Origin of the sequence: Chitinibacter sp. GC72 (assembly GCF_009760905.1) — a bacterium.
GTDB lineage: Bacteria > Pseudomonadota > Gammaproteobacteria > Burkholderiales > Chitinibacteraceae > Chitinibacter.
This window is the reverse complement of record NZ_VIRW01000002.1, coordinates 219,943-245,219: the sequence shown is the minus strand read 5'-3', so window position 1 is coordinate 245,219 and position 25,277 is coordinate 219,943. Positions and strand designations below refer to the sequence as shown.

28 protein-coding genes are annotated in these 25,277 nt (G+C 53.8%); 16 read left to right on the top strand and 12 right to left on the bottom strand.

Features of this window, described 5'->3' with window-relative positions; all coding sequences use genetic code 11:
* Positions 1 to 20: 20 nt before the first annotated feature.
* The 6 genes from ftsA to msbA all read left to right on the top strand — a co-directional run bounded on the left by ftsA (position 21) and on the right by msbA (position 6,244).
* Positions 21 to 1,253 carry a cell division protein FtsA gene (gene ftsA, locus FLS37_RS02805; RefSeq protein ID WP_198314463.1) on the top strand — a complete coding sequence of 411 codons (1,233 nt, stop codon included), beginning with the start codon at positions 21 to 23 and terminating at the stop codon, positions 1,251 to 1,253.
* A gap of 44 nt (positions 1,254 to 1,297) precedes the next feature.
* Entirely contained in the window at positions 1,298 to 2,470 is a 1,173-nt protein-coding gene (gene ftsZ, locus FLS37_RS02800) for a cell division protein FtsZ (protein ID WP_157314402.1), read from the top strand.
* Positions 2,471 to 2,579: 109 nt separating this feature from the next.
* Entirely contained in the window at positions 2,580 to 3,494 is a 915-nt protein-coding gene (gene lpxC, locus FLS37_RS02795; protein WP_157314401.1) for a UDP-3-O-acyl-N-acetylglucosamine deacetylase, read from the top strand.
* A 4-nt stretch (positions 3,495 to 3,498) separates the two neighbouring features.
* Positions 3,499 to 3,684, top strand: a complete 186-nt coding sequence (locus FLS37_RS02790) for a hypothetical protein (RefSeq protein ID WP_157314400.1) — start codon at positions 3,499 to 3,501, stop codon at positions 3,682 to 3,684.
* 5 nt (positions 3,685 to 3,689) lie between these two features.
* On the top strand, positions 3,690 to 4,421 hold the full coding sequence (locus FLS37_RS02785; RefSeq protein WP_157314399.1) for a 16S rRNA (uracil(1498)-N(3))-methyltransferase: 732 nt from the start codon (positions 3,690 to 3,692) through the stop codon (positions 4,419 to 4,421).
* Between the two features lie 80 nt (positions 4,422 to 4,501).
* A complete protein-coding gene (gene msbA, locus FLS37_RS02780; RefSeq protein WP_157314398.1) occupies positions 4,502 to 6,244 on the top strand; it encodes a lipid A export permease/ATP-binding protein MsbA in 1,743 nt (580 codons plus the stop codon).
* A gap of 21 nt (positions 6,245 to 6,265) precedes the next feature.
* Here the strand turns inward: msbA and FLS37_RS02775 are convergent, their stop codons facing one another.
* Positions 6,266 to 7,033, bottom strand: a complete 768-nt coding sequence (locus FLS37_RS02775) for a glycosyltransferase family 2 protein (protein WP_232522471.1) — start codon at positions 7,031 to 7,033, stop codon at positions 6,266 to 6,268.
* A gap of 75 nt (positions 7,034 to 7,108) precedes the next feature.
* Between FLS37_RS02775 and FLS37_RS02770 the strand changes: the two genes are divergently transcribed.
* The 9 genes from FLS37_RS02770 to FLS37_RS02730 all read left to right on the top strand — a co-directional run bounded on the left by FLS37_RS02770 (position 7,109) and on the right by FLS37_RS02730 (position 15,058).
* The gene (locus FLS37_RS02770; protein ID WP_157314397.1) at positions 7,109 to 7,972 is read left to right on the top strand and encodes a glycosyltransferase; all 864 of its coding nucleotides are present in this window, start codon (positions 7,109 to 7,111) and stop codon (positions 7,970 to 7,972) included.
* Positions 7,973 to 9,238 (top strand): O-antigen ligase, encoded by a 1,266-nt coding sequence (locus FLS37_RS02765; protein ID WP_157314396.1) that lies wholly within the window; start codon positions 7,973 to 7,975, stop codon positions 9,236 to 9,238.
* Complete coding sequence (locus FLS37_RS02760; RefSeq protein ID WP_157314395.1) at positions 9,239 to 10,198, top strand: glycosyltransferase; 960 nt, start codon at positions 9,239 to 9,241, stop codon at positions 10,196 to 10,198.
* A gap of 33 nt (positions 10,199 to 10,231) precedes the next feature.
* Positions 10,232 to 11,365 carry a homoserine O-acetyltransferase gene (locus FLS37_RS02755; RefSeq protein ID WP_157314394.1) on the top strand — a complete coding sequence of 378 codons (1,134 nt, stop codon included), beginning with the start codon at positions 10,232 to 10,234 and terminating at the stop codon, positions 11,363 to 11,365.
* A complete protein-coding gene (gene metW, locus FLS37_RS02750; RefSeq protein ID WP_157314393.1) occupies positions 11,365 to 11,961 on the top strand; it encodes a methionine biosynthesis protein MetW in 597 nt (198 codons plus the stop codon). The genes FLS37_RS02755 and metW overlap by 1 nt, the downstream gene beginning before the upstream one ends.
* Positions 11,962 to 12,152: 191 nt before the next feature.
* The gene (locus tag FLS37_RS02745; protein WP_157314392.1) at positions 12,153 to 13,112 is read left to right on the top strand and encodes a Gfo/Idh/MocA family protein; all 960 of its coding nucleotides are present in this window, start codon (positions 12,153 to 12,155) and stop codon (positions 13,110 to 13,112) included.
* Between the two features lie 34 nt (positions 13,113 to 13,146).
* The gene (locus tag FLS37_RS02740; RefSeq protein ID WP_157314391.1) at positions 13,147 to 13,500 is read left to right on the top strand and encodes a DUF2185 domain-containing protein; all 354 of its coding nucleotides are present in this window, start codon (positions 13,147 to 13,149) and stop codon (positions 13,498 to 13,500) included.
* Between the two features lie 145 nt (positions 13,501 to 13,645).
* Positions 13,646 to 13,888 (top strand): hypothetical protein, encoded by a 243-nt coding sequence (locus FLS37_RS02735; protein ID WP_157314390.1) that lies wholly within the window; start codon positions 13,646 to 13,648, stop codon positions 13,886 to 13,888.
* A gap of 27 nt (positions 13,889 to 13,915) precedes the next feature.
* A complete protein-coding gene (locus FLS37_RS02730) occupies positions 13,916 to 15,058 on the top strand; it encodes a M14-type cytosolic carboxypeptidase (protein ID WP_157314508.1) in 1,143 nt (380 codons plus the stop codon).
* Positions 15,059 to 15,122: 64 nt separating this feature from the next.
* On the opposite strand, the gene FLS37_RS02725 is transcribed toward FLS37_RS02730, so the two are convergent.
* Positions 15,123 to 16,097 carry a hypothetical protein gene (locus tag FLS37_RS02725; protein WP_157314389.1) on the bottom strand — a complete coding sequence of 325 codons (975 nt, stop codon included), beginning with the start codon at positions 16,095 to 16,097 and terminating at the stop codon, positions 15,123 to 15,125.
* Between the two features lie 288 nt (positions 16,098 to 16,385).
* Here FLS37_RS02725 and FLS37_RS02720 point away from each other — a divergent pair, with 288 nt between their 5' ends.
* Positions 16,386 to 16,910 (top strand): hemerythrin domain-containing protein, encoded by a 525-nt coding sequence (locus FLS37_RS02720; RefSeq protein ID WP_157314388.1) that lies wholly within the window; start codon positions 16,386 to 16,388, stop codon positions 16,908 to 16,910.
* 3 nt (positions 16,911 to 16,913) lie between these two features.
* On the opposite strand, the gene FLS37_RS02715 is transcribed toward FLS37_RS02720, so the two are convergent.
* The 10 genes from FLS37_RS02715 to mnmE form a co-directional block, all read right to left on the bottom strand.
* Positions 16,914 to 17,321: a protease inhibitor I42 family protein gene (locus FLS37_RS02715; protein WP_157314387.1), complete on the bottom strand. Its 408-nt coding sequence runs from the start codon at positions 17,319 to 17,321 to the stop codon at positions 16,914 to 16,916.
* Between the two features lie 256 nt (positions 17,322 to 17,577).
* Positions 17,578 to 18,315 (bottom strand): dienelactone hydrolase family protein, encoded by a 738-nt coding sequence (locus FLS37_RS02710; protein WP_157314386.1) that lies wholly within the window; start codon positions 18,313 to 18,315, stop codon positions 17,578 to 17,580.
* A gap of 58 nt (positions 18,316 to 18,373) precedes the next feature.
* Positions 18,374 to 19,252 carry a phosphoribosylaminoimidazolesuccinocarboxamide synthase gene (locus FLS37_RS02705; RefSeq protein ID WP_157314385.1) on the bottom strand — a complete coding sequence of 293 codons (879 nt, stop codon included), beginning with the start codon at positions 19,250 to 19,252 and terminating at the stop codon, positions 18,374 to 18,376.
* A 105-nt stretch (positions 19,253 to 19,357) separates the two neighbouring features.
* A complete protein-coding gene (locus FLS37_RS02700; RefSeq protein WP_157314384.1) occupies positions 19,358 to 19,858 on the bottom strand; it encodes a GNAT family N-acetyltransferase in 501 nt (166 codons plus the stop codon).
* Between the two features lie 126 nt (positions 19,859 to 19,984).
* On the bottom strand, positions 19,985 to 20,671 hold the full coding sequence (locus FLS37_RS02695; protein WP_157314383.1) for a DNA alkylation repair protein: 687 nt from the start codon (positions 20,669 to 20,671) through the stop codon (positions 19,985 to 19,987).
* Positions 20,672 to 21,817, bottom strand: coding sequence for a 5-(carboxyamino)imidazole ribonucleotide synthase (locus FLS37_RS02690; RefSeq protein WP_157314382.1), 1,146 nt, complete (start codon positions 21,815 to 21,817; stop codon positions 20,672 to 20,674). It lies immediately after the preceding gene.
* On the bottom strand, positions 21,801 to 22,073 hold the full coding sequence (locus tag FLS37_RS02685) for a hypothetical protein (RefSeq protein ID WP_157314381.1): 273 nt from the start codon (positions 22,071 to 22,073) through the stop codon (positions 21,801 to 21,803). The genes FLS37_RS02690 and FLS37_RS02685 overlap by 17 nt, the downstream gene beginning before the upstream one ends.
* Positions 22,070 to 22,558, bottom strand: a complete 489-nt coding sequence (gene purE, locus FLS37_RS02680; RefSeq protein ID WP_157314380.1) for a 5-(carboxyamino)imidazole ribonucleotide mutase — start codon at positions 22,556 to 22,558, stop codon at positions 22,070 to 22,072. Before purE ends, FLS37_RS02685 begins: the two co-directional genes overlap by 4 nt.
* A 381-nt stretch (positions 22,559 to 22,939) precedes the next feature.
* On the bottom strand, positions 22,940 to 23,674 hold the full coding sequence (locus FLS37_RS02675) for a transporter substrate-binding domain-containing protein (protein ID WP_157314379.1): 735 nt from the start codon (positions 23,672 to 23,674) through the stop codon (positions 22,940 to 22,942).
* A 161-nt stretch (positions 23,675 to 23,835) separates the two neighbouring features.
* A complete protein-coding gene (gene mnmE, locus FLS37_RS02670; protein ID WP_157314378.1) occupies positions 23,836 to 25,179 on the bottom strand; it encodes a tRNA uridine-5-carboxymethylaminomethyl(34) synthesis GTPase MnmE in 1,344 nt (447 codons plus the stop codon).
* Positions 25,180 to 25,277: the final 98 nt, after the last annotated feature.

The window sequence follows — 25,277 nt, the reverse complement described above, 5'->3', positions numbered from 1 at the left end:
GTTTTGTAAAGAGGCTGTCAGTGACTAGGGACGCAAAAAATCTCATCGTGGGGCTAGATATCGGAACGTCGAAAGTCGTTGCGGTGGTTGCGGACGTGACCGAGGATGGCTCGCTCAATGTCGTGGGCATGGGCTCGGCCTCATCCAAAGGCCTCAAGCGCGGTGTCGTGGTTGATATCGAAAAAACCGTCGGGGCAATTCAGGCTGCATTAGGCGAGGCCGAGTTAATGGCCGATTGCAAAATCAGTGAGGTATATACCGGCATTGCCGGTAGTCATATCAAGAGCCTTAATTCACACGGTATGGTGGCCATTAAAGATAAAGAAGTTACTCAGGCCGATATTGACCGCGTGATTGAAACAGCCAGTGCGGTGAATATTCCGGCGGATCATCAAGTACTGCATATTTTGTCGCAGGAATATGTGATTGATGGCCAGGAAGATGTGAAAGAGCCATTGGGTATGTCGGGTGTGCGCCTGGAAGTGCGGGTACATATTGTTTCTGGCGCGGTTTCTGCCGTACAGAATATTACCAAATGCGTTCGTCGTTGTGGTTTGGAAATTGCCGAAGTGGTATTGCAGCCATTGGCCAGCGCGCATGCGGTATTAACCGATGACGAACGCGATCTGGGTGTTTGTCTGGTGGATATTGGCGGTGGCACTACCGATATGGCGGTATTTATTAATGGCGCAATTCGCCATACCGCGGTGATTCCAATTGCCGGTGATCAAATTACCAATGACATTGCCATGGCATTACGCACGCCAACGGGTGAAGCCGAAAATATCAAGATTCAGCATGGTGTGGCATTGCGACATATGACTGATCCGCAAACGATGATTGAAGTGCCCGGAGTGGGCGAGCGTGGTGCGCGACAAATGAGCCGCCATACGCTGGCTGAAGTGATTGAGCCACGGGTTGAAGAATTATATAGCTTTGTTCAGGCCGAATTGCGCCGCGTTAATCTGGAAGATCGTTTATCGAGCGGAATTGTCATTACCGGCGGTGCGTCATTAATGCCGGGAATGACCGAATTGGCAGAAGAAATATTCCATATGCCGGTTCGATTGGGTTTACCACGTTATGTGGGTGGATTGGCCGAGGTCGTTAAAAACCCGCGCTATTCAACTGCAGTGGGTTTATTGCTGGTGGCTCGGCAACAAATGCAAAAATCCCCTGGGCAAAGGGGTAAAGATGGCTCAATTGGAGACATTTTTGGCCGAATGAAGTCTTGGTTTCAAAATAATTTTTGAAATTTTCGGGTAAGCGGTAAAATCGGGTAACAGGAGAGAGAATCATGGCATTAACTATTGAAGTTCCAGAGGTATCACATCACGTCAATATCAAGGTCATTGGTGTTGGTGGTGCCGGTTGCAATGCAATCAACAATATGATCGAACACCATATGCAAGGTGTTGAATTTATTTCTTCCAATACAGATGCTCAAGTATTGAAGTTATCTAAAGCGGATAATGTGGTTCAGTTGGGTGCTGAATTAACTAAAGGCTTTGGTGCCGGTTGTAATCCGGATATTGGTCGTCAAGCCGCCGAAGAAGATCGCGAACATATTGCCGAATTGATTTCTGGCGCAGACTTATTATTTATCACTGCCGGTATGGGCGGTGGTACAGGCACTGGCGCAGCGCCGGTCATTGCACAGGTGGCGCGCGAAAAAGGCATTCTGACTGTGGGCGTGGTGACCAAGCCAGGTTTGGATGAAGGTGGCCGTCAGAAAGTCGCGCAAGCCGGCATCGATGAATTGTCACGCTACGTTGACTCATTGATCGTGGTTTCAAATCAGAAGCTTGAAGAAGTCTTGGGCGACGATGTCACCATCGACGAAGCCTTCCGTGCAGCCGACGATGTATTGCGCAATGCCGTGGGTTCGATTGTTGAGATTATTCAATATCCTGGTTTTATTAACGTCGACTTTGCCGATGTTAAAACCGTTATGCGCGAAATGGGTATGGCGATGATGGGGTCGGCCTATGCGACTGGTCCAGATCGTGCGATTCGTGCCACTGAAGACGCTATTCGCAGCCCATTACTCGACAACATCAGCTTTAAAGGTGCGCGTGGCGTGCTGGTGAATTTCTCCGCATCGCGCGCGTCATTGAAAAAATCAGAAACTCGCCAAGCCTTGGAAATCATCGAAGCTCATGTTGCTGAAGGCGCACTGGTTAAACACGGCGTGGTTTACGATGAATCGCTGGGCGACGAAATCCGCGTGACGTTGGTGGCTACGGGTTTAGGTGGCGGTCGCGACATGAATAAGCCGCAACTGTCAGTAGTTAGCAGCCAAACAATGAAGACCGGTACGGATAATGTGGGCTATGACGACGCCTTGGATACGCCGGCAATCTGGCGTAACAACCGTCGCAATACGGCACCGGAAGCGGCTTCAGCGCGTCCGGCAATGTCGAATATTGATATGGATATTCCGGCCTTCTTGCGCCGTCAAGCCGACTAAGCGCTTGAATAAACGGTGCCTATGAGCCCGATTGTAATGATTCATCCAGAGCAGGACCCGAGGCTGGTAGAATTAATGCAATTGAAGCTGTGATAAGGCAGGAATAGCCATGTTTTTACAACGCACCTTGAAAAGCACCATCCGTGCAACCGGCGTGGGTTTGCATTCGGGCGAAAAAGTGACCCTCACTTTGCGCCCTGCAGCCGCCGACCATGGCATTGTGTTTCAACGCTCTGATTTGCCCGAGTCAAAGCCCTTCAAGGTTGGCCCTGATCTGGTGAACGACACGCGACTCTCCTCGACGCTCGTCCAAGACGGCGTGCGTGTCGGCACCATCGAGCATCTGATGTCGGCATTTGCCGGCCTTGGCATCGACAATGTACTGGTCGATGTTGATGCGCCGGAAATGCCGATTATGGATGGTTCTGCCGCACCGTTTATTTATCTGCTGCAAAGCGCCGGTATTCGCGAGCTCAATAAACCCAAACAATTTGTCCGTGTGCTCAAACCAATTGAGGTGCACGACGGTGACAAATGGGTGAAATTCGAGCCGCACGACGGCTATAAAGTCGCGCTGACGATTGATTTTCAGCATCCCGCCTTTAAAAAATCCGCCCAGAAAATCGAAATCGATTTTGCGCACACCAATTACATCAGCGAAATTGCCCGTGCGCGTACTTTTGGTTTTATCCACGAAGTTGAATACCTGCGTGCGAATGGTTTAGCGCGCGGCGGCAATATGGATAATGCCGTCGTGATCGACGAATTTCGCGTCTTAAACGACGGCGGCTTGCGTTTTGAAGACGAATTTGTCCGCCATAAGATTCTCGATGCCATTGGTGATTTGTATATTCTGGGCTTTCCGTTGATTGCGTCGTTTTCCGGCTACAAATCCGGTCACGCCATGAATAACAAATTGCTGCGCGCCATGCTGGCTGACCGCGACAGCTATGAAATCGTGACCTTTAACGACGATGATCACGTGCCATCGTCGTTTCATGATCTTCCTCCCTTGAGTATCTAGCGCTATGTTTGCGCTCTTGCGGATTCTGGCCATTGTCGCGCTACTCATTATTGTTTATGCCGGCTTTCGCTATGTTCGCGAGCGTGATCAGCGCTGGCTCAATCTCATCCGCTATGTTCTGTTTTCCCTGCTTGGTTTGGGCGTGATCTTCAGTATCGGCCTGTTTATCGAGCGCCTTACCCTAGGTTGATCCAGATGGCTTTACCCCGTTTTTATGTCGATACGCCGCTAGCATTGGCACAAGAGTTTGATTTACCCGAACCTGTTGCGCGGCATGTGCAGGTGGTGCGAATGCAGCCCGACGAGGTGGTGACGCTATTTAACGGGCAGGGCGGTGAATATCGGGCCATCATCACTGCGATGGGTAAAAAAAATGTGACGGTGCAGGTGCAAGCATTCGACCCAGTCGATCGCGAATCGCCTTTGCAGCTCAGATTGGTGCAGGCCGTATCGGCGTCGGACCGGATGGATTATACGGTGCAAAAAGCCGCCGAACTCGGTGTGAGTGTTTTTCAGCCGGTGATTTCGCAATACTGTCAGCAGCGCTACAGCGGCGAGCGTGCCGAGAAACGCATCGCACATTGGCAAGGTATCGCCGCCAGCGCCGCAGAGCAATGCGGCCGCACGCGACTGATGGCCATTCGTCCCATCATCACTTTTGCGCAATTTCTGGCGAGCAAGGACGAGAGCGAGCTCAAACTGCTGATGTGTCCCACTGGCGCAATCCATCATTCGGCTTTGCCGGAAAAGGTGAAATCGGTCACCGTGCTGGTGGGGCCGGAAGGGGGGTATTCGCCTGAAGAAGACAACCAGGCTATCGCACAGGGCTATACCTCGCTGATTCTTGGGCCGCGGATTTTCCGCACCGAAACCGTTGCCCCAGTGATCGCCGGCCTGTTGCAGCTGCGCTATGGTGATTTTGCCTAGACGTCAAAAGTGCCGCTGACGGCCTGCGCTTTCGTTCAACTGAAGCGGGTATAATCGGCCGCATGAATACAGATCCTTCCATGAATACCCGCGTCCTTTATCGTCGCCTGCTGACGCATTTTCGCCCCTATCTGTGGGTGATTATCGCGACCATCATCTGTATGGCGCTGGCCTCGGCGGCTGAGGCTTTGCTCACGCTGCTGCTCAAACCGCTGGTCGACAATAATCTGAGCAGTGCCGATAGCCTGGTGAAACAGGCCGCGTGGATTGTGCCAGCGCAATTATTTGGTCTGGCCGTGCTGCGTTTTATTGGTAATTTCGGCAATGATTACGGCAATGCCTGGCTGGCTTCGCGCGTGATGCGCGATTTTCGCGAAAAAATCTACGGCAAATTGATGCGTCTGCCGACGCGCTATTTTGATCAATCATCCACCGGTGTGCTGCTCTCGCGGGTGACTTACGATGTCACGCAGGTGATGGAGGCGGGGACGTCAACGCTCACCGGCTTGGTGCGTGATGGCGTCGCCGTCATCGGTTTTCTGGCGGTGATGTTTTATTCGAGCTGGCGTTTAACGCTGTTCTGCCTGGTGTTGTTGCCAGTGGTGGCGCTGAGTATTCGCGTGGTGGCCAAGCGCCAGCGCCGACTGGCGCGCGAAACGCAGGACAAAATGGGCGAAATGAATTCGCGGCTGGATGAATCGCTGTCCGGCCAGCGCATCGTCAAGGTTTTTGGTGGGCAGAATGCCGAGGTGCGCCGCTTTGCCGACGTGAATAATCGCGTGATGAGCCTGGGCATCAAGCAGGGTCTGATGGTGGCCATCAACTCGGGCACCATTGTGCTGCTGATCGGCATGACCGTGTCGGTGGTGCTGTATTTTGCCAGCCTGCAAGCGCAAGCCGGGCAGCTGAGCGCCGGTTCCTTCCTGTCGTTTATCGCCGCCATGGTGGCGATCCAGGGGCCGGTGCGCAATCTGACCAAAATCAACGAGCGGCTGCATCGCGGTCTGGCGGCTGCTGAATCGATTTTTGCCTTGCTCGATGAGCACGAAGAGCCCGATCACGGCCAGCATCGTGTCCAGCGGGTTCGTGGCGAGATTGAGCTTCATGCGCTGAAATTCAGCTATCAGCCCGATCATAATCCGGCGCTGGACGGTGTCTCATTGCATATTTCGCCGGGGCAAACCATTGCGCTGGTCGGGCAGTCGGGCAGCGGCAAAACCACGCTGGCCAATCTGCTGCCGCGTTTTTATGATGCCAGCGCAGGCCGGATTTTGCTCGATGGCGTGCCGCTGGCCGAGTATCAGCTGGCCAATCTGCGTTCGCATATTGCGCTGGTTGCGCAGGATATGGTGCTGTTCAATGATACGGTGACGGCGAATATTGCCTACGGCAGCGCAGAGGTCGATATGGATCGCGTCCGCGCCGCCGCACAAGCGGCACACGCGAGCGAGTTTATCGACAAAATGCCCAATGGTTTTGACGAGCTGCTGGGCGAAAATGGTGGGCGGCTATCCGGCGGCCAACGCCAGCGTCTGGCCATTGCGCGCGCGATTTACAAAGATGCACCGGTGCTGATTCTGGATGAAGCCACCAGCGCGCTCGATACCGAATCAGAGCGCAAAGTACAGGAAGCACTTGAATACCTGATGCAAGGCCGAACGACCTTGGTGATTGCGCATCGACTCTCAACGATTGAAAAAGCCGATCTAATCGTGGTGATGCAAAGCGGCCGGATTGTCGAGCAGGGCACGCACGCAGCGCTGCTGGCCAAGCAGGGCGTGTATGCACAAATGCATGCAGTGCAATTCAGTATTGAATCCTAATGGGTATATGCCTGTAGCGCTTTATTGCTCTTTGCTACGGGCAGATACCCTACCTAGTTGCTCTAGCTTTACAAAGCGGTAGAAGGTGGTTTCGGCATTCATTAGCGCAATCAGAAAACCGGCACGGCCATCCAGAAAACCGCGCTTGAGCAGGTAGGTGCGCAAAAAAGCCCATAGCCCGCGCAGGATTGCCATGCCCAAACTGGCCTGCTTGCCTTTGGCAAAACGTTGTGCCGCGCCCGCGCTGGAATAGCTGTTGATCTTGTTCAGCACGGTTTCAAAATCGTCGTACGAGTAATGCAAGAGCTTGCCCGCCAGCGGCTGCGCCGCGGCGTTGTGGACGAGGCGCTCGTGGACCAGATCATCCGAATAGTGCGCCGCGCCGCGTTTGAATAGCCGTGCCACCCAGTCATTATTCCAGCCACTGTGCGCCACCCATTGCCCGCAAAATGCCGAGCTGCGTTCCAGCCGGTAGACATCCGCTCGCGGCTCGGCGATGGCGTGACGAATCGCTTGTGCCAGCTCGGGGCTGACAATTTCATCGGTATCGAGCGCCAGCACCCAGTCGGTGTCCAGTAGGGCGATTGCCCGGTTTTTCTGGATACCAAAGCCCGGCCAATCGCTGGTTTGCTCAAAGCGAACGCCCGCCGCACGGGCGATGCTTTCGGTGTTGTCGCTGCTGCCCGAATCGAGCACGACAATCTGGTCTGCCCAGCTGACGGCAGCCAGGCACGAAGCCAGATGCGCGGCCGCATTTTTGCTGATGATCGCAACGCCCAGTGTCGGCATGGAAATCTCTAAGGATGGAATCGGGCTGATATAATCGCGTTTTGAGCTTACTCATGCAAGCAATTCGGAGTCTGGATGAAAGTCAGTGGTTTTACATTTCTGCGTAATGGCACGATGCTGGGCTACCCGTATATCGAGAGTTTAAAAAGCTTGCTGATGGTCTGCGATGAAGTCGTGGTGGCCGTCGGGCAGAGTGAAGACGACACGCTGGCGCAGGTGCGGGCGATTAATGACCCGCGCATCCGGATCATCGAAACGGTCTGGAACGAAGGCATGGCGCAGCGCGGTTATGTTTACGCGCAGCAAAAGATGATTGCGCAGTTCAATTGCACCGGCGACTGGGCGTTTTATCTGGAAGGCGACGAGGTGATCCATGAAGAGGACGCGCCAAAAATCCGCGCCGTGCTGGAAAAACACCTGAACAACGCCGAAGTCGAAGCAATCGCCTTTGATTACCACCATTTTTACGGCTGCCCCGATCTGGTCGCCAAAAGCCCGGCCTGGTATCGGCAGGCGCCGCGAATTATCCGCAATACCATCCGCTCATGGGCGCCCGATGGCCTGTTCTGGGTGGTGATGGATAAAAACAAAAAAGGCCGTTATCCGCGCGCCGCTTTGGCGGGCTGCCCGATCTATCATTACGGCCATGTGCGCTCGGCCGCCAAAATGCAGGAAAAAAACCGCCAGGTCGCCAAATACTGGAGCCACGCGCCCAAAGCGCACGATTACTCGCAAATCGACGCCGCCATCCTGCAGCGATTTGAAGGAACACACCCGCAGATTGCACAGCAGTGGCTGCGTGAGATGGCCGAGCCTGCTTTTCAGCCCGATCCGCATTACACACTTTCCAAACGTGAGCGCAGGCATCGGCTCTTAATGAAAATCGAAGCATTGGCTGGTTACGATCTCACCAAGAAACATTTTATATTGGTGCGATAAATGCAGATTAAGCCTTCTAGCTGGAACATCGGGTTGATACATTTTCTGATGTTCCTGTTCCCTGCCGTGCTGGTCACGGTGCCAAAATCCTACGGTGTGATTGCCGCGAGCCTGATTTTGCTTGCCTTGATCAAGGGCCGCTGCCGTCTTTCAGGGCTTAGTAAACAGGATATTTTATTCATTGCGCTAATACTGATTTACCCCGCTTATTTATTGCTGGATTTGCTGTTCCACCGCGGTGAATGGGGTGGGGTTGATTACGCCTTGCGCGCATTGATTTGCGTGATTTTGCTGCTGTTTTGGCGAGAGCAGACCATCAAGCCGCGATATGTGATGGCCGGGATGGTGGCTGGGGCAGTGTGGGCGCTGGGGCTGGCTTTATATCAGATGCAGTATTGTGTGTCTGACGTTCTGTTTTTAGCCGGGCAGGCTAATCAGGCTTTTTATTGTGGTGATGATCAGGGGCGGCCTGGGGGAATGACAAACCCGATCCCGTTTGCACAAATCATGGCCGTTTATGCGATGGTGCTGCTGATCTGGCGCAATCAATTGCCGCGATCCTGCTGGGTATTGGGCGTAGTGTGTGCCGGATTATCGCTGTTTTTATCCGGTACCCGTGGTGCCATGCTGGGATTTATGGTGGTGGCATTTGCCTTGCCCCTATTTATGGTGCGCTGGAATGTGCAAAAACTGATTGCAACTTTGTTGATTGCACTCATCGCTATGCTGGTGGTGGCCAATTCTGGCTGGATGCAGCAGAAGTTTCGTATCTCCGAATTCAAAGCGGACATGAGCCGCTATGAGCAGGGAGATGCCAATACATCGTCAGGGATCAGGCTGATGCTATGGCAACAAGCCTGGCAGGCTTTTCAGGAAAATCCGCTGCTAGGGCTGGGTGGCGGCCGCTTTTCTGCTTACCTAGCGGAGCGGGTTGAGCAAAAACAGGCTCCTGCCTATCTGGCGCTGTTTGGGCATGCACATAATCAATATCTGGAAACACTGGCCAATAATGGGGCTCTGGGGTTGGCGGCTTTGCTGCTGTCGATGCTCGGTAGCGCCTATCTGTTTATGCGGCGAGCCATTGAGCGGCAGGGGGCTGCTAGGGCCGCAGCATGTTCGGGCGGGGCGATGGTCGGCATGATGCTGGTTTTCAATCTGACCCAACCCATGTACGCCCACCATATTACGGCTGTGTTTTACTTTCTGATGCTGGCTGTTTTTTGGCACTTGTCCGGGCAGCAGGACACGACCGATTCGGTGGCGTAAATGCGTTCTTCATCCGTATTGCGTATTGTCCTTGTCGTTGATCAGCCTGTGCCGGTTGCCAAATATGGTGGCACCGAGCGGATGGTGGTCTGGATGGCACAGCTACTGTTACGCCTAGGCCATCAGCTGATCCTCGTTGCGCCATCAGGCTCGGCGCTGCCAGGTGTTGCGCACTGGCCAGCCAATACGCAGGCTCAGGCGCGGCAGATTTTATTGCAGCACCAAGGGCAATATGATCTGGTTCATCTGCATGGCTGGTACGGCGCAGGCGAAGGTTTGCCCGCTGTGGCCACCTTGCATGGCAATATGCAATTGAACGAAACTTTCCCTCTGCCCAACTGGGTGTGCATCAGTGCCGATCATGCTCGCCGTCATGGGCGGCACACTTTTGTGCATAATGGTTTGCCGGTGGATGAATATCCGTTTAATGCCATTGCGCAACGTCAGGCCTTGTTTTTTTCCAAGGTGAAACGCAAAAGCAAAGGGATTGCCCGTACATTGAAAATGGCGCGGCAATCAGGTTGGCAGCTTGATGTTGCTGGTGGGCGTCGGCTCGATTTAATCAAGGCCGGGGGCTTGCTCGATAGCCTGTCACCGAAAATCCATTTTCATGGCGAAGTGGGTGGTGTGCGAAAGCTGGCTTTGCTGCAGCAGGCTGCGTTTATGGTTTTTCCAATTGAATGGGATGAGCCTTTTGGCCTCGCAGTTGTAGAATCAATGCTCTGCGGCACACCGGTGCTGGCCAGCCCGCGTGGTTCCATGCCCGAGCTGATTGTGAATGGTGTTTCAGGTCAGCTGTGCCAGAGCGATGCCGATTTTGCCCAGGCAGCCGAAAATGTCCCGCACCTGGATCGGGTGCGGTGTCGGCAGTTTGCGGCCGATACCTTTCCGATAGAGCGCTGTGTTGCGCGCTATCTTGAGCTTTATCATCGTGTATTGCAGGGCGAAGTATTAAGTTAAATCCCTATAAACAAGCTGTGCCAAAGGCCAAGTATGTCTAATGACAGTGTCGGAATTGTAATTCCGCAAAAAATCGAATTTAACGAGCCCATCACGCTCTCCTCCGGTGCGGTGTTGCCGCGCTACGAGCTGATGGTGGAAACCTATGGCGAACTTAACGCCGATAAATCCAACGCCATCCTGATTTGCCATGCCTTATCGGGTCACCATCACATCGCCGGTAAGCATGCCGAGAGCGATAAAGCCGCAGGCTGGTGGGACAATATGGTCGGCCCCGGTAAGCCGATTGATACCAATAAATTCTTTGTGATTGGCCTCAATAACCTCGGTGGTTGCCATGGCTCGACAGGGCCATCGAGCATCAATCCCGAAACTGGCGCGCCGTATGGCTCGAGTTTTCCAGTGGTCTTGGTGCGCGATTGGGTCGAAACGCAAGCGCGATTGGCTGATCGCTTAGGCATTCAGCAGTTCGCCGCGATTATTGGTGGCAGTCTCGGTGGTATGCAGGCTTTGCGCTGGACGATTACTTACCCGGAGCGCGTGCGCCATGCGCTGGTAATTGCGTCAGCACCCAAACTCACCGCACAGAATATCGCTTTCAACGACGTCGCCCGTCAGGCCATTATCACCGACCCTGAATTTCACGGTGGCGATTTTTATCAACATGGCGTGGTGCCGAAACGCGGCCTGCGTTTGGCGCGTATGCTCGGCCATATCACCTATTTGTCCGACGATGGCATGGGTGAGAAGTTTGGCCGTATGTTGCGCAGCGGCGAATACAAATATGGCTTTGACGTTGAATTCGAGATCGAATCCTACTTGCGCTATCAGGGCGATAAATTCTCGACGATGTTCGACGCCAACACCTATTTGCTGATGACTAAAGCGCTTGATTATTTCGACCCTGCGCGTCATTACGGCGGTTCGCTCGCCGAGGCGATGCGTCAGGCCGAAGCCAAATTCCTGGTCGTCTCGTTCACTTCCGATTGGCGTTTCGCGCCGTCGCGCTCGCGCGAGATTGTGAAGGCCTTGCTCGACGCCGATCGCAGCGTGTCGTACGCCGAAATCGAGTCGCAGCATGGCCACGATGCTTTCCTGATGGAGGACGCGCCGTATATGGCGGTGATGCGCGCTTATTTGAATAATGTGGCGAAGGAGATCGCGTAATGGCTCAGCACAACACCCTCCGCCCCGATTTAAAACACATTGCGGATCAAATCAAACCCGGCTCACGCGTGCTTGATTTGGGCTGCGCCGACGGCGAATTGCTCGCTTGGTTGCAAGCCAATAAAGCCGTTCGCGGCATCGGCGTCGATGTTGATGTGATGTCGATTGTGAGCTGCGTCGAAAAAGGCCTGAATGTGATTCAGGCCGATATGGAAAGCGGCCTGCAAAATTTTGAAGACGGCAGTTTTGACTATGTGGTGCTGTCGCTGACGATTCAGGCCATGCACAATATCGAGCTCATCCTGCAGGAAATGCTGCGTGTCGGCAAAGTCGGCCTCGTTACTTTCCCGAACTTTGGCTTCTGGGAAAATCGCTGGCAAATCCTGATTGGCCGCATGCCGGTATCCGAGACGATTCCGTACGAGTGGTACAACACGCCGAATATTCACTTCTGCACGGTGAAAGATTTCGACAAACTGCTCGGCAAGATGGGCATGAAAGTGGATAAACAAGTCGTGCTGCATCAGGGCGAAACGGTTGATTTCCTGCCGAATCTGTTTGGTAGCCTGGCGCTGGTGCAATTCAGTCAGGCGTAGGATGTGAAAATCCCGCAGGGATTTGCGCACCGGAATGCGGTTCAAATTAGCAGCGGGGTGTCTATCAAGATACAGTCCGCGTGCGCACGCGCACCCTACAAGGCGAAACAAGTAATCGCAATACCTGATTGGTGTATTGCTCTGTAGTTCATACGATGTCTGTTTTGCAGGGATATACCCAGAGGTTAAACATGATTCGTTTTGGCATCATCGGCACTGGCAGCATTGCCCAGCGCTTTTTTGCAGGCCTCGCCCACGTCCCCAATGCCTGTGTGGCGGCGGTGTATAGCCGTGGCGGTGCCAAGGCGCGGCAGTTTGCAGCGGTGCACCATATCCCCACCGTGTTTGACGAAATCGACGATCTGCTCGCCAGCGACATCGACGCCGTGTATATCGCCACCCCGCATCCCAGTCACGCAGCGCTGAGCATCGCCGCGCTTAATGCCGGCAAAGCGGTGCTGTGCGAAAAGCCTGCCGCGACGTCCTTGACCGAATTAGATGCGGTGATCGCCACCGCGCAGGCCACTGGCCGCTTGTATATGGAGGCGATGAAGCCGCCGTTTTTCCCGCTGTATCAGCTCATCCGCGAGCGCATTGCCGCTGGTGCGATTGGTGAGCCGCGCTTTGTTCGCGCTGGCTTCGCTAATCCCAACGTCCCCGCCGGTCACGCTGTGCTTGATCCGGCGCAAGCGGGTGGTGGTTTGCTCGATATTGGTATTTATTCAGCTTTTCTAGCGGTCGATTGGCTTGGCGCTGCCGGTGAAATTCAAACCTTGGGGCGAATTGGCGCGAGCGGTGTCGATACCTTTGCCAGCTTAAATATCCAGCACGAACACGGCATTAGCCAGCTGTATTGCGGGCTTGATATCACCGGTAGCGGTGAGGCGCTGATTGGCGGTAGCGCGGGCTATGTGATTATCCACGATAAATGGTGGAATCCGGCCAAAGCCACGCTGGTCAATTCACTTGGCGAGCGCGAAGAGCTCGCGATTACGCCGCAAGGCTCTGGCCTGAATTACGAAACAGAACATTTTTGCGAGCTGCTGCGCGCAGGTGAGCTGGAAAGCACGATCATGACGCACAAAAAAACGCGCGCTGCGCTGGCGATGACTTTACATGCACGAGATACGTTGCTGGGTATTGCCCGGTAGGTCAGTGCCAAATTAATCTAGCGAGATATACCCCATGAAAGAATTCCTGCTCGACGAGCGCATTATCAAGAAAATTGCCCTTGGGCACGGCAGCTGCATCGCCAGCGACGAAATCACTATCGAAGGCTATCCGGTCGGCTTAATGTACCGCGAAAAACCACAAAAAGACGGCGACAGCGGCTGGCGCTTTTTCTCGGGCACCGAAGATCAAAAATACTTAAACAACCCAAAAAACCACAGCGAATTTGATGTGAATGTGATCGCCAATTACGACAGCCACATCATTCCTTTGCTAGATTCGCCCGTTGGTAGCGTGTTCGAGCGCTTTGTCAAAAGTGAAGATGATGATGAATTTAAGCCAGTGACCGATTGGTCGCCGCTGGATTAACAACGCTACTGCGAGGCGCGATAACTGCGTTGATCAAACAGCTCAAAATCCTCATGTACTTAATGTACATTCCGGTTTTTCGCTATTTGCTCGCCTTGTTCTCCCGCCTCTCGCTACGCTTTGCGCAAAGGGAGCCAATTTGAGTATGAGCAAAACGCTACTTGAGTATCTCTTTAGCTTTTTTGCGATGTGGTTGTTGCTGCTGGTATTGACTCAATTGCTAAATCTTTGGCCGATTTCACTGCAAAATTGGGTGCATTTGGCGATTGGGTCCTGTGCATTCTTTTCAGGATTAATTGCTTGGCGTTTACGTGATATTGCAAAAGCAGGTGCGGTACATGATGTGGAGCAGCTTGAATCCGTTACCCATGATGATGTTATCGATTAAGTGCTTTATTCAATTTAAGGAAATATGATGATTCGTGTTACGAGTAACTTCGATTCAGGCTCAATCGATGTCGTTGATACCAGCGATGCCGCCAATATTCGTCTGAAACTGCGCCCCGATAATGCGTCCGACTTTGCGCAGTGGTTTCATTTTCGTTTGAGCGGCGCACGCGATGTTGATTGCACGCTGAAGATCGAAAATGCGGGGCAGAGCGCTTACCCCGATGGCTGGCCGGATTATCAGGCGGTGGCCTCGTATGACCGCGAGAACTGGTTCCGCGTCGAGACCGAATACGATGGCCAAACGCTGACGATCAAGCACACGCCGCATACTGATGTAATGTGGTTTGCCTATTTCGAGCCGTATAGCTGGGAGCGCCACCAAACGCTGATCGGTAATGCGATTACCGCCGCACCGTGGGTGAAGCTGGAGCAATTGGGCGTGACGCCGGACGGGCATGATTTCGATTTGCTGCGTATCGGTGTGCAAAAAGGCTATTACGGCATCAATAAAAAGAAAGTGTGGATCACGGCGCGCCAGCATCCGGGCGAGAGCATGGCCGAGTGGTTTGTTGAGGGGCTGCTCGAAACCTTGCTCGACCCGCAAAACGCCATCGCGCGAGCTTTGCTGGAAAAGTGCGTGTTTTACGTAGTGCCGAATATGAACCCCGATGGCAGCATGTGCGGCAATTTGCGTACCAATGCACTGGGTGCCAATTTAAACCGCGAATGGCAAACGCCAAGTCTAGAGCGCAGTCCTGAAGTGTATTGGGTGCGCGAGAAAATGAAGCAGGTTGGCGTCGACGCCTTTTTTGATATTCATGGCGACGAGAGCATTCCGCATAATTTCGTGGCCGGTTGCGAGAGCAATGAATCATTCTCGTGCCGCCAGCATGATTTGCAGGAAGCGTTCAAAAAAGCGTGGCTCGCTGCCAGCCCCGACTTCCAGGTTGAACACGGCTACGAAGTGGGCAAATTTGGCCCAGAGACTTTAACGCTGGGTACCAACTGGGTTGGCAATGAATTTGATTGCCTGGCCTACACGGTGGAAATGCCGTTTAAAGACACGGCCAATCGGCCATTGCCGGAGGTCGGCTGGAATGGCGAGCGTTCGACTCAGTTGGGTAGTAGTTTGCTGACCGCTTTGTTTGCGATTATTGAGCAAATTTAAGCTGGATTAGCCATAAAAAAAGGCGCCGTTTGGCGCCTTTCTGCTTATTGAGCGGATTGCTCAATTAGTTTTTTTCGAGTTCGAAGTAGAAGAACTCGCTGGTACCGTCGTCGTTATCGCTCGCGATCGCGCCTTTGATTTCGTCTTCTTCGCTGCTGGTAATCGCCAAAGATTCAGCTTTGGTAATCACTACACGACCAGCTTGGTCGAGCAATGGCACCGAAGTTGGAGCCAGATCCAATACCACGCCTTCTTTGAGTTGATCCAAAGGAATCACACCAACGAAGCTGCCCAAGATTTGGCCGTCGTTGTATGAGTCGCCTGTCGCTTCAACCGATGCGGTGTAAACCAAGCTGTGATTTTTAGCCCAGAATTCGCCGCCTGATAGACCCGCTTCAAAGTTGGCGACCACTGGCAATTTCACTAGGTAAGTTTCAATTTTGCTAAAGCGATCGTTTTTACCGAACATGTAGTCCACTAACTCGTTTTGCTTCACTGCAAAAATCAAATTGCCGCCACCGTTGCCACGGTTGAAGATGTACGCGCGGCTAGGTGTGAGTACCAAACCTTCGATATTCAATTCCGCAATACCCGCAGCCATTTTCAGTTGGCTATAGAGGCTGACCAAGCTACGCTCGTATTTTGTGATGCGATCGCTAGATAGCAAAAAGCCTACTTCACGTACTTCCGCCTTGCTACCCGAGCCTAGCACCATGTTCCAGGTTTGCTTGCCTTGGCGAAATTGCGCCATGGCTTCAAAGTCGGGTTTTACTTTCTTTTGAATACGACCTGTCGCTGGGTCTACTGGATATTCTTTGATCAGCTGTTTGTCGGTGATGTAGAAGTTTTTATCCAGTTCAAATAGCCATTGCGCATCATCGCCCACGGCGTAGAAGAAGCCATTGCGATAGCTCAGGCCTGAAGCTGAGGGCAGGCCTTGGTTTAGATTGGATGAACCCAGTTCAAGCGTATAGCTTTCGGCGTTGGCGTGCATCGCCAATGTGCTGACCAGAGTGGCAGCAAGGATGTGTTTGAGCATAGTTTACCTTGTCATATTGAAAAGGAGTTGCGCGGGCTCCTAATTAAACATGCACGTCTTCGCGTGCATTGTTACGAAATTATTACATGTTTCTATGCTGCCTTATGATGGACTATCACTCTTTTGCGTAAAAATTTCTTAATGGCTTAGCCTTAGGGCTTAAATGAGGAGTTTTGCCTGTGTTTTGTGAGTGCGATACCGCATCATTCGTTTAAATTGGTGATTAATGCTTGGCAAGTGCGATTTTGCGGCGTAGCTTAAAGGAGCTCTATGCTTTGGAGGCTGTCGATGCTCAACCCATTTGCTACCGAAACAGTGACATTTGAAACGCCGATTGCCATGCTGATTGCCTGTCATGATCGGGTGCGGCAATACGCGGCGTTGACTGAAACGCTGGTGAGCCATGTGGCGAAACATGGTGCCGATGCGGCGGCGATTGCAGGCGCGCAGTCGATTTTGCGCTATTTCGATGTGGCCGCACCTTTGCACCATCAGGATGAAGACGAAGACCTGTTTCCCGCCATGCTGCCGCTGGCATCGCCCGAGCTGGCGCAAGTGATTAGTGAGATTATGGCCGAGCACGACGAGCTGGGGGCATTGTGGCAACAGGTGCGCGCTGCGCTGCTGGCGCTGGTGGCGGGCAACGATAATGAGCTGAGCGCCGAGCTGGCGGCGCAATTTGCCAGCCGCTATCCTGCGCACGCTGCGCGCGAAGAAGACGAAATTTATCCCTATGCCAAAGCGCTGCTGGATGCCGAACAGCTGCAACAACTGGGACGCAAGATGGCGGCGCGGCGCGGGCAGAAACTCTAACCGTCAATAATTCCTTTCTTGCTCGGCCACGACCAGCCGAAATTCTCGAATATCCAGCGGCTCGATCTCGGGCCCTTGCCAGGGCTTGCGGTAAATAAAGCGCAAAGTCACGTCGCCCTCCTGCCGAGCGATAAAGCGCCAGGTGCTGTCGCCTATCGGCTGGCGCTGGTTTTTATGGCGTGGAATAAAGCGCCAGTCTTGCGCCATATGCAGCGTTGTCAGTGCGCTGTCCGAGCGTTCCAAAAACCACAAATAGCCGCTGCCGGGATCGGTAGGCAGCTTTACTGTGATGGTTTCTTTGGGTTTTAGCCAGGTCATCTGCCGATGATCGAGCTGGGTCAGCACCTTGTCTGCCCAGCTATTTGGGCTCAGCCCCATGGCTGCGATGCAGCAGCATAAATAGCGGCGCATATTCACCCCCGTGTTTTGTATTAGCTAGAAATGATTCGGCTAGAAATAATTCGATTAGCTAAAGCTTACGGGCAAGTGGGCTGCAATTCAGTGATGAACTACCATCGTGGCAGGGTGAAAATTGCCTATATAGGGTATTTGGTTGTGGGCTTTATTTATGTTGGTCTGCAGAGCTATACCCTGCTATTTACTTGAGCTGATGGCATTATTGCCCCCGTTATACTGCTCAGCATTGCACAACGGGGGGGGCAGGCACTTACTTCAAATTGCGGCGGAATAGATCAAACGCGAGCTGGTAGCCCAGCAGCGCCAATTGCGGATCATAGCGATCACCTTCGTCGCGCATAAACGCATGCGGGCCGTTAAATTCGTGCCAGGTGAAGGTTTTGTCTGCCGCCACCAGCTGCTGATACACCTGGGCGCGGCCTGCCGCGGGAATATGCGGGTCTTGCTTGCCCCAAATCATCAGCAATTCGCCACTGATATCAGCCAGACGCTCCATGCTGTGTTGACCGGGCAGATTGGGGATCACATTGGTGTGCAGATCGGTCGCGTAAAAACACGCGGTGGCTTTGATTTCCGGCTGCAGCGCGGCGCGGAAAGCCAAATGGCCACCAATGCAAAAGCCCATCGCGCCAAAATCGCCGTTGTGCCAGCTTTGCTGTTTCGCCCAAGCAATCATCGCGGCATTGTCGCTGTCGTAACCTTCAACCGATTTGGCCATTTTATCGGCGTTGCCCTTGTCGCGACCTGCGTCGTCGTAGGCCAGCACGGTGCCGATGGGGTTCAGCTCATGAAAAACTTCCGGCACCAACACGTTGTAACCATGCCCAGCGATGATTTTCGCTGCGCGCTCGATCGGGCCGGTTTGCTGGAAAATCTCGGAATAAAACAGAATCGTCGGGTATTGGCCGTCAACGGCAGGGCGGTGTACATAAGTGCGCATCACGCCGGTGGCGGTGTTCAGATCGGTGATTTCGCTTTTGATCATCATGCTGTATTTTCCTCATCAATGAAAAACGCCCCGAAGGGCGTTTGTAAGTCGCGGTGAATTACTTGGTTAGTTTTTCCAGCGCTTCGCGGTATTTGGCCGCAGTTTTTTCAGCGACTTCAGCAGGCAGTGCGGGTGCTGGCGGGGTTTTATCCCAGCCGGTGGTTTCCAGCCAGTCGCGCACAAATTGTTTGTCGTAGCTTGGTGGGTTGGTGCCGGGCTGGTATTGATCGGCTGGCCAGAAGCGGCTGCTGTCAGGTGTCAGTGCTTCGTCCATCAGGCACAGCACGCCGTTTTCATCGAGGCCAAATTCAAATTTGGTGTCGCCGATGATAATGCCGCGCGTGGCGGCGTATTCGCTGGCGGTTTTGTACAGCAGGATCGCGGTGTCGCGCACTTTGGCGGCCAATTCTGCGCCCAGAATTTCTTCGCACTGCGCGTAGCTGATGTTTTCATCGTGATCACCCACGGCGGCTTTGGTCGATGGGGTGAAGATGGGTTCTGGCAGCTTGTCGGCTTCTTTCAGGCCGGCTGGCAACTGGATACCGCACACGGTATTGCTCTGCTTGTATTCTTTCCAGCCGCTACCAGCGATATACCCCCGCACAATCGCTTCAACTGGAACGGGTTTCAGGCGTTTGCACACCACAGCGCGGCCTTCAACTTGCGGCAGGTCTTCGGCAGACACGACGTCTTCAGGTTGATCGCCGGTGAAGTGGCTAGGCACCACGTCTTTGAGTTTATCAAACCAGAAGTTTGAAATCGCGGTCAGGATTTTGCCTTTTTCCGGAATTGGCTCGGCCAGAATCACGTCGAAGGCCGAGAGGCGGTCGGTGGCGATCATCAGCATGCGGGTTTCGTCGATCTGGTACAGATCGCGCACTTTGCCCGAGTAGATTTTTTTCAGGCTGGTCAGATTGGTGGTGGTCAGGCCGGTCATAGTTGCTCCAAAAACGTGGGCGCGGCCCACTACGGACATTTAAGGCGGTATTTTGCCTGAATGTGGCGCGGCCTGCATGCACTTACGTCGGCAAAGCCGAGCGGATTAGGCTGGCGTCGGGAGTGATTTGGTCAGGCGGAATACTTTCAGCGGTTCGCTGCGGTGGTCGATCCGGGTTTCCCAGCCTTCGTTCTGAAAGCCCAGTGTGGTGTAAAAATCGTAAGCGCCCTGATTATTGGCAAAGCAGATGGTGGCCATTTCTTTGGCGCGATAGCGTTCCTGCGCAATGGTGGTGAGCGCAGTGACCAGATAGCGGGCCACGCCCATGCGGCGCGCGCGCGGGTTGACGATTAAATGGCCAATCCAGGCCCGGCCTTGCGGTTTGGGGTTGTACAGGCTGGCGTAGCCCAAAATACGTTCGCTATCGCAGACCACAAAGCCTTCTTCGTGATTGGCCAGATGCTCCAGCAATTTGAGCGGCTCGGCTGGCCATTGGGCGCGCGGGAACAGGTAGCGTAGTTCGGTGGGCGTTTGCGGCCAGCCGACGACGCTGCTCAGATCGTCCAGTGTGGCGCGTCGCAAGTGGTAGCGGGTTTGTACAGCCATGGTGGTTGGCAGGGACCGAAGCGGTAAAACTAAATCTTAACCGAATGTCTGTCAGCGAGGTGAAATAATCCGCTTTGTCCGGCCTGCTGCCTGGCGGGTGTGCCATTTATGACGACAGTGTTGCTCTCATTGGGATTGGCTGTGTTTGAGCGCTTCGCGCTGCGACAAGGGCGAGAGCTGAGCGCGGTGTCGTGCGACAAAATCGGCAACGGCCGCTGGTGCTGTGCGCGCATATTGGCGCAGCGCCCAGCCGATGGCTTTGCGGATGAAAAAATCGGGGTCGGCGGCATTGGCAAGGCAGGCCTTGAACAGCCGCGCCTGATCTGTGTCGGCCTTCCAGCCCAGCTGGTACAGAATCGCCGTGCGGCGCAGCCATAGATTGTCGTGGCCGATGAGCTCGTCCATCCGCGCCAGCAAAGCCGGTTCGCGCTTGACCAGCGGGCCGACGATTTTGGCGGCCAGCGTATCGACGCTATCCCACCAGCTGTGCTGGATGATCATTGCTTCAATCTGTGGCCAATCTGCGGCGCTCAATAGGCCATGGCAGCGATGCAGCAGATCTAGCGCGCAGTAATGATATTCGCGCTCGTTCTGACTGTAGAGCAGGGCGGCCAGCGCCAGAAGTTGCGCGGACTGGAGTTCTTTTTTGGCGGCCAGCTCGATATGGGCCACCATTTTACGGCGGTCAGGGGTGGGTATACCAAGGAAGGCGAAGTGATGCTTCATATACGCGGCCATACCTGTGGCACGTATCGGGTCGGCAGCGCTACTGAGCCGGGTTTGGTAATCAGCCAAGTAGCGCGCGAGGGGCATTTACAGTGTTTCTTTAATCGCGTTGGCTTGCTCCAGCGCATCTTGCGCGCTGTCGGCCAGCACATTGTAGTGGCCCATTTTGCGCCCCGGACGCGCCTGCTTTTTGCCGTACAGGTGCAATTTGGTATTCGGCGCGGTCATTAGCACTTCCCAGCGCGGCTCGCTGCCGTCCTCGCCCCACACATCGCCCAGCAGATTGACCATCACCGCTGGTTTAAGCAGATCCGGCTTGCCCGGATACAGGCCACACATGGCGCGCACTTGCTGCTCGAACTGGCTGGTGAGCGTGGCGTCCAGCGTGTAATGGCCGGAATTATGCGGGCGCGGCGCCATTTCATTGATCACCAGCTCGTCGTCTTCGAGCACAAAAAACTCCACCGCCATCACGCCGATGTAATCGAGTTTTTCCGCCAGCTGCATCGCCATTGCGCGTGCGCACTCGGTCACCTGCGCTGAAATGCGGGCTGGCACAATCGACACATCCAGAATGCCATTCACGTGCTCGTTCTCGGCCACGGGAAAGCTCACCACTTCGCCCGCGCGGGTGCGCGTGACAATCACCGAGACTTCGGATACCAGCGGCATCATTTTTTCCAGCACACAGGGCTGGTGCTTCATTTCGGCGTGCGCAAAGCGCGCTTCTTCTGCGGTTTTGACGCGAACCTGGCCTTTGCCGTCGTAGCCCAGACGCGCGGTTTTCAGAATGCCGGGCAGGTAGGCTGCCAAATCGCCATCCAGATCGCCTGCAGTTTTCACTGCGACAAACGGCGCGACATCCAGGCCAGCATCGCGGATAAAGGTTTTTTCGGCAATGCGGTCTTGCGCAATCGCCACACAATCGCCCGACGGTGAAACCGGAATCCCTTGCGCGGCCAGCCAGCGCATCGAGTCAGCGTTGACGTTTTCAAATTCGGTGGTAATGGCCGCACAGTGCTCGGCCATATATTGCAGCGCAGCTGGATCGGTAAACGATTTACACAGATGCACATCGGCAAAATCAGCCGCGGGTGCGTGATTGTCCGGGTCGAGTACGGTCACGCCATAGCCCATGTTTTTGGCTGCGGCTGCGAACATGCGGCCAAGCTGGCCACCGCCCAGAATGCCCAACATCGCGGGTGGCAAGATGGGTTTAGTGTTGCTCATCATCGTCTTCCTTCTTGTGCAGTCTTGCTTTAAATGCCTGATGCCGGGCAAAGCCCCATTGTCCAAAGCCGTATATCCCGCCAGCGATTGCTGCCATTGGGTTTGCAGCCAATACCCCTTCAAATAAGGGATAGGTGCCGCTGTAGTGCCAAAGTGCCGCCAACAGTAGGGAACAGGTCAGTCCCCAAAATAAACAGCCCTTGACCAGTATGTAATACCAGCAAGGGCGGATGGTTTCGGTGACCTGATTGTGTGTCATTCTACTGCGGGTAGTTCCATCGCCAGCACGGTTTGTTTCTGTGTTTCGCGGAAATCGTTCAATTGCTGCGCCAGCGCTGGGTTACTGCCTGCTAACATCGATACGGCAAACAGGCCTGCATTCGCGGCGCCCGCTTCGCCAATCGCAAACGTGGCGACTGGAATGCCTTTGGGCATTTGCACAATCGACAGCAGCGAATCTTCGCCACGCAGATATTTGGATGGCACTGGCACGCCCAGCACGGGTACGGTGGTTTTCGCTGCCAGCATGCCCGGCAAATGCGCTGCACCACCTGCACCGGCAATAATGCAGGTCAGGCCACGCGCCGCCGCTTCTTCGGCATATTGAAACAGCAAATCCGGGGTGCGGTGAGCCGAGACGACTTTGCATTCAAACTCGACGCCAAAAGCTTTGAGCTGCTTGGCTGCGTGTTGCATCACATCCCAATCGCTGTTGCTACCCATTACTACGCCGACTTGAATCATCGCCGTCAACTCCAAACGCAAAAGCGGTCAATTTTACCGAAAAAACAAGCAAGTCCGATAGGGTTTTGGATAAAAGGTGTTGATATTGCCGTGCATTGATGTGTATTAGTATTGACTAATGTTCTTATATGCTGCATTATCGCGGCATGCACAGAGATAGGCCGCTCACGCGGCGGTGCTGTAGTGTTTTGTCTCCATCCTATGTCTTATTGAGCGCCACAATCGATTGATTGTGGCGTTTTTTTTGCCTGAAAAGTGCGCCACCACCGCCTGTGGTCTGGCACTTTCTTGTATGGGTGTCCGCCTGCAGAGCAATACTTCCAACAACTGGTCGCGGATTCCGATCTATCAGACGGTAGTAATGTGCTCTGAGCAGACTAATTAAAAAGGGTCGACTTCATGCTGCTCAAAATCCGCTTCAGCTCTGGCGCGGATTTTGAGCAGTTCACCTGAACTAACAAGTCGTTTTAGCTCATTCTCAATCAGAGTGGCCTGGGTGCGGTTTTTTTTGTGTAAGTAGTGATAGAGCGGCTGGCGCGATAGTTCAACCTGCTCCAGCTCTTGGAGGCCTAGTTTTTTAATATAAAAATTGCTTGATCCAACTGTTTCTACAATGATATCCAGCCGATCAGCTTGAAACATTTTCATCAAAGCTTTGGGTGTGTTGGTCGACTGGGCATTGGGTAAGTTGCCTATCAAATCATGTACGGCTTTGATCCCGCGTACATAGCCGATCTTATATTTTTTTAGGTTTTTTAAATCGGCCAGTGAATTGATTTGTCCCTTGAGTTTTGGTTTGAAAATAGCAGCAACGATTGCAGTATCAATTGCGGGTTCAATTCGGATCATCTGTGGGTGAGCATCAAGATAACTGCCAATGCGTATGACTTCACTATCAATCAAACCCAGATCAGCTTCCTGGCTGGCACGCAATCCTGGCATGACAAGCAGTTTCATGCGTATACCAACGCGTTGGTAGACCTGCTCCAGAATTTTACTGTCGATAATGGCTTGACGATTGGCCACGATGGCAATTTTTAGTGGTTCTTGTGCCTGTGTATTTACACTGAGCATTCCGGATATGATCAGCACCAATAATGGCAAAAAGAGTTTCATCTCGTTCTCGACTGGTAGATTGCGATACGCTATTTATGCACAATCATAGATTCGGTTGTTCGGTGCTTCGGCTTGGTACTAGCGAGTAATCCGACGAAGGTGCTGTTATGTTTTTGTCCTGTCTAGATTGTTTTTCGGTGAGGCTTGCAGGAAAGTGTGCACTACTTTCCGATGCAGAAACGGCTGAAGATCACGCCAAGCAGATCGTCTGAGGTGAATTCGCCGGTAATTTCATTGAGGCAGTTTTGCGCTAGGCGCAATTCTTCGGCAAGGATTTCGATTTGCAGGTACGCTGCGTCGGCCGTCGCCAAATGTTCGCGCGCGGCGCGGATCGCAGTCAGGTGGCGTTCGCGCGCGATAAACACGCCATCGTTCATACCCTGCCACCCTATTTGCTTGAGAAGCTTGTTGCGCAATTCTTTCAAGCCGATACCTTGCTTGGCCGAAACGTGAATTTCGTCGTCGGCAACAATGCCCGGCGCGTCGCCGGTTAAATCGATCTTGTTAAAAACGCGCAGTACTTTCAGCGTCGCTGGCAATTTGGCCAGAATGGCGTGATCGTGTTCAGTGATGCCTTCGCGGCTGTCGAGCAGCAGCAAGGCCAGATCGGCTTTTTCGACCGCAGCCCAGGTGCGTTCAATACCTATTTTTTCAACGGTGTCGCTCGTTTCGCGCAGACCGGCAGTGTCGATGACGTGCAGCGGAACGCCGTCGAGCTGGATCAGCTCGCGCACCGTGTCGCGCGTCGTCCCGGCGATGTCAGTGACAATCGCCACATCTTCGCCAGCCAGTGCGTTCATCAGGCTGGATTTGCCGACGTTGGGCTGACCGATCAGCACGACGTGCATGCCTTCGCGCAATAATTTGCCCTGCGTTGCTGTTGCGAGCGTCGTCTCGAGCTGTGCGCTAATGCCGGCGAGTTTATCGCGCGCGCCGGCGGCTTCGAGAAAGTCGATGTCTTCTTCGGGAAAGTCGAGCGTGGCTTCAACCAGCATGCGCAGCGTGATCAGTTCGTCGACCAGCGTATGTACTTCGCGCGAGAACGCGCCATCGAGCGATTTGAGTGCCGATTTGGCGGCGGCTTCCGATTGTGCGTCGATAATATCGGCGACGGCTTCGGCCTGCGCCAGATCGAGTTTGCCATTCAAGAAGGCCCGTTTGGTGAACTCACCCGGCTGCGCATGGCGCGCGCCCAGCTCGATGCATCGCTTGAGCAGCATATTCATCACGACGGGGCCGCCGTGGCCCTGCAATTCAAGCACGTCTTCGCCGGTAAAGCTCGCCGGATTCGGGAAAAACAGTGCAATGCCTTCGTCGAGCGTGCTGCCGTCTGCCGCTTTGAAATGCGCGAAGTGGGCAAAGCGCGGCTTCATTGCAGCTTGGTCGCGGCCAAGCAGACCAGCAATCACCGGCGCAATATATTTGCCCGACACACGAATCACGCCGACGCCACCTCGTCCGGGCGCGGTGGCAATGGCGGCGATGGTGTCGGGTGAGTAGAGCATGATTATTCCTTGGGGTATATGGCTGCGGCTTAATTAATAATTATCCTGCAGCTAATTACGTATCTGGGGTATTGGCTGAGCGCTGAATGCGCGAATAG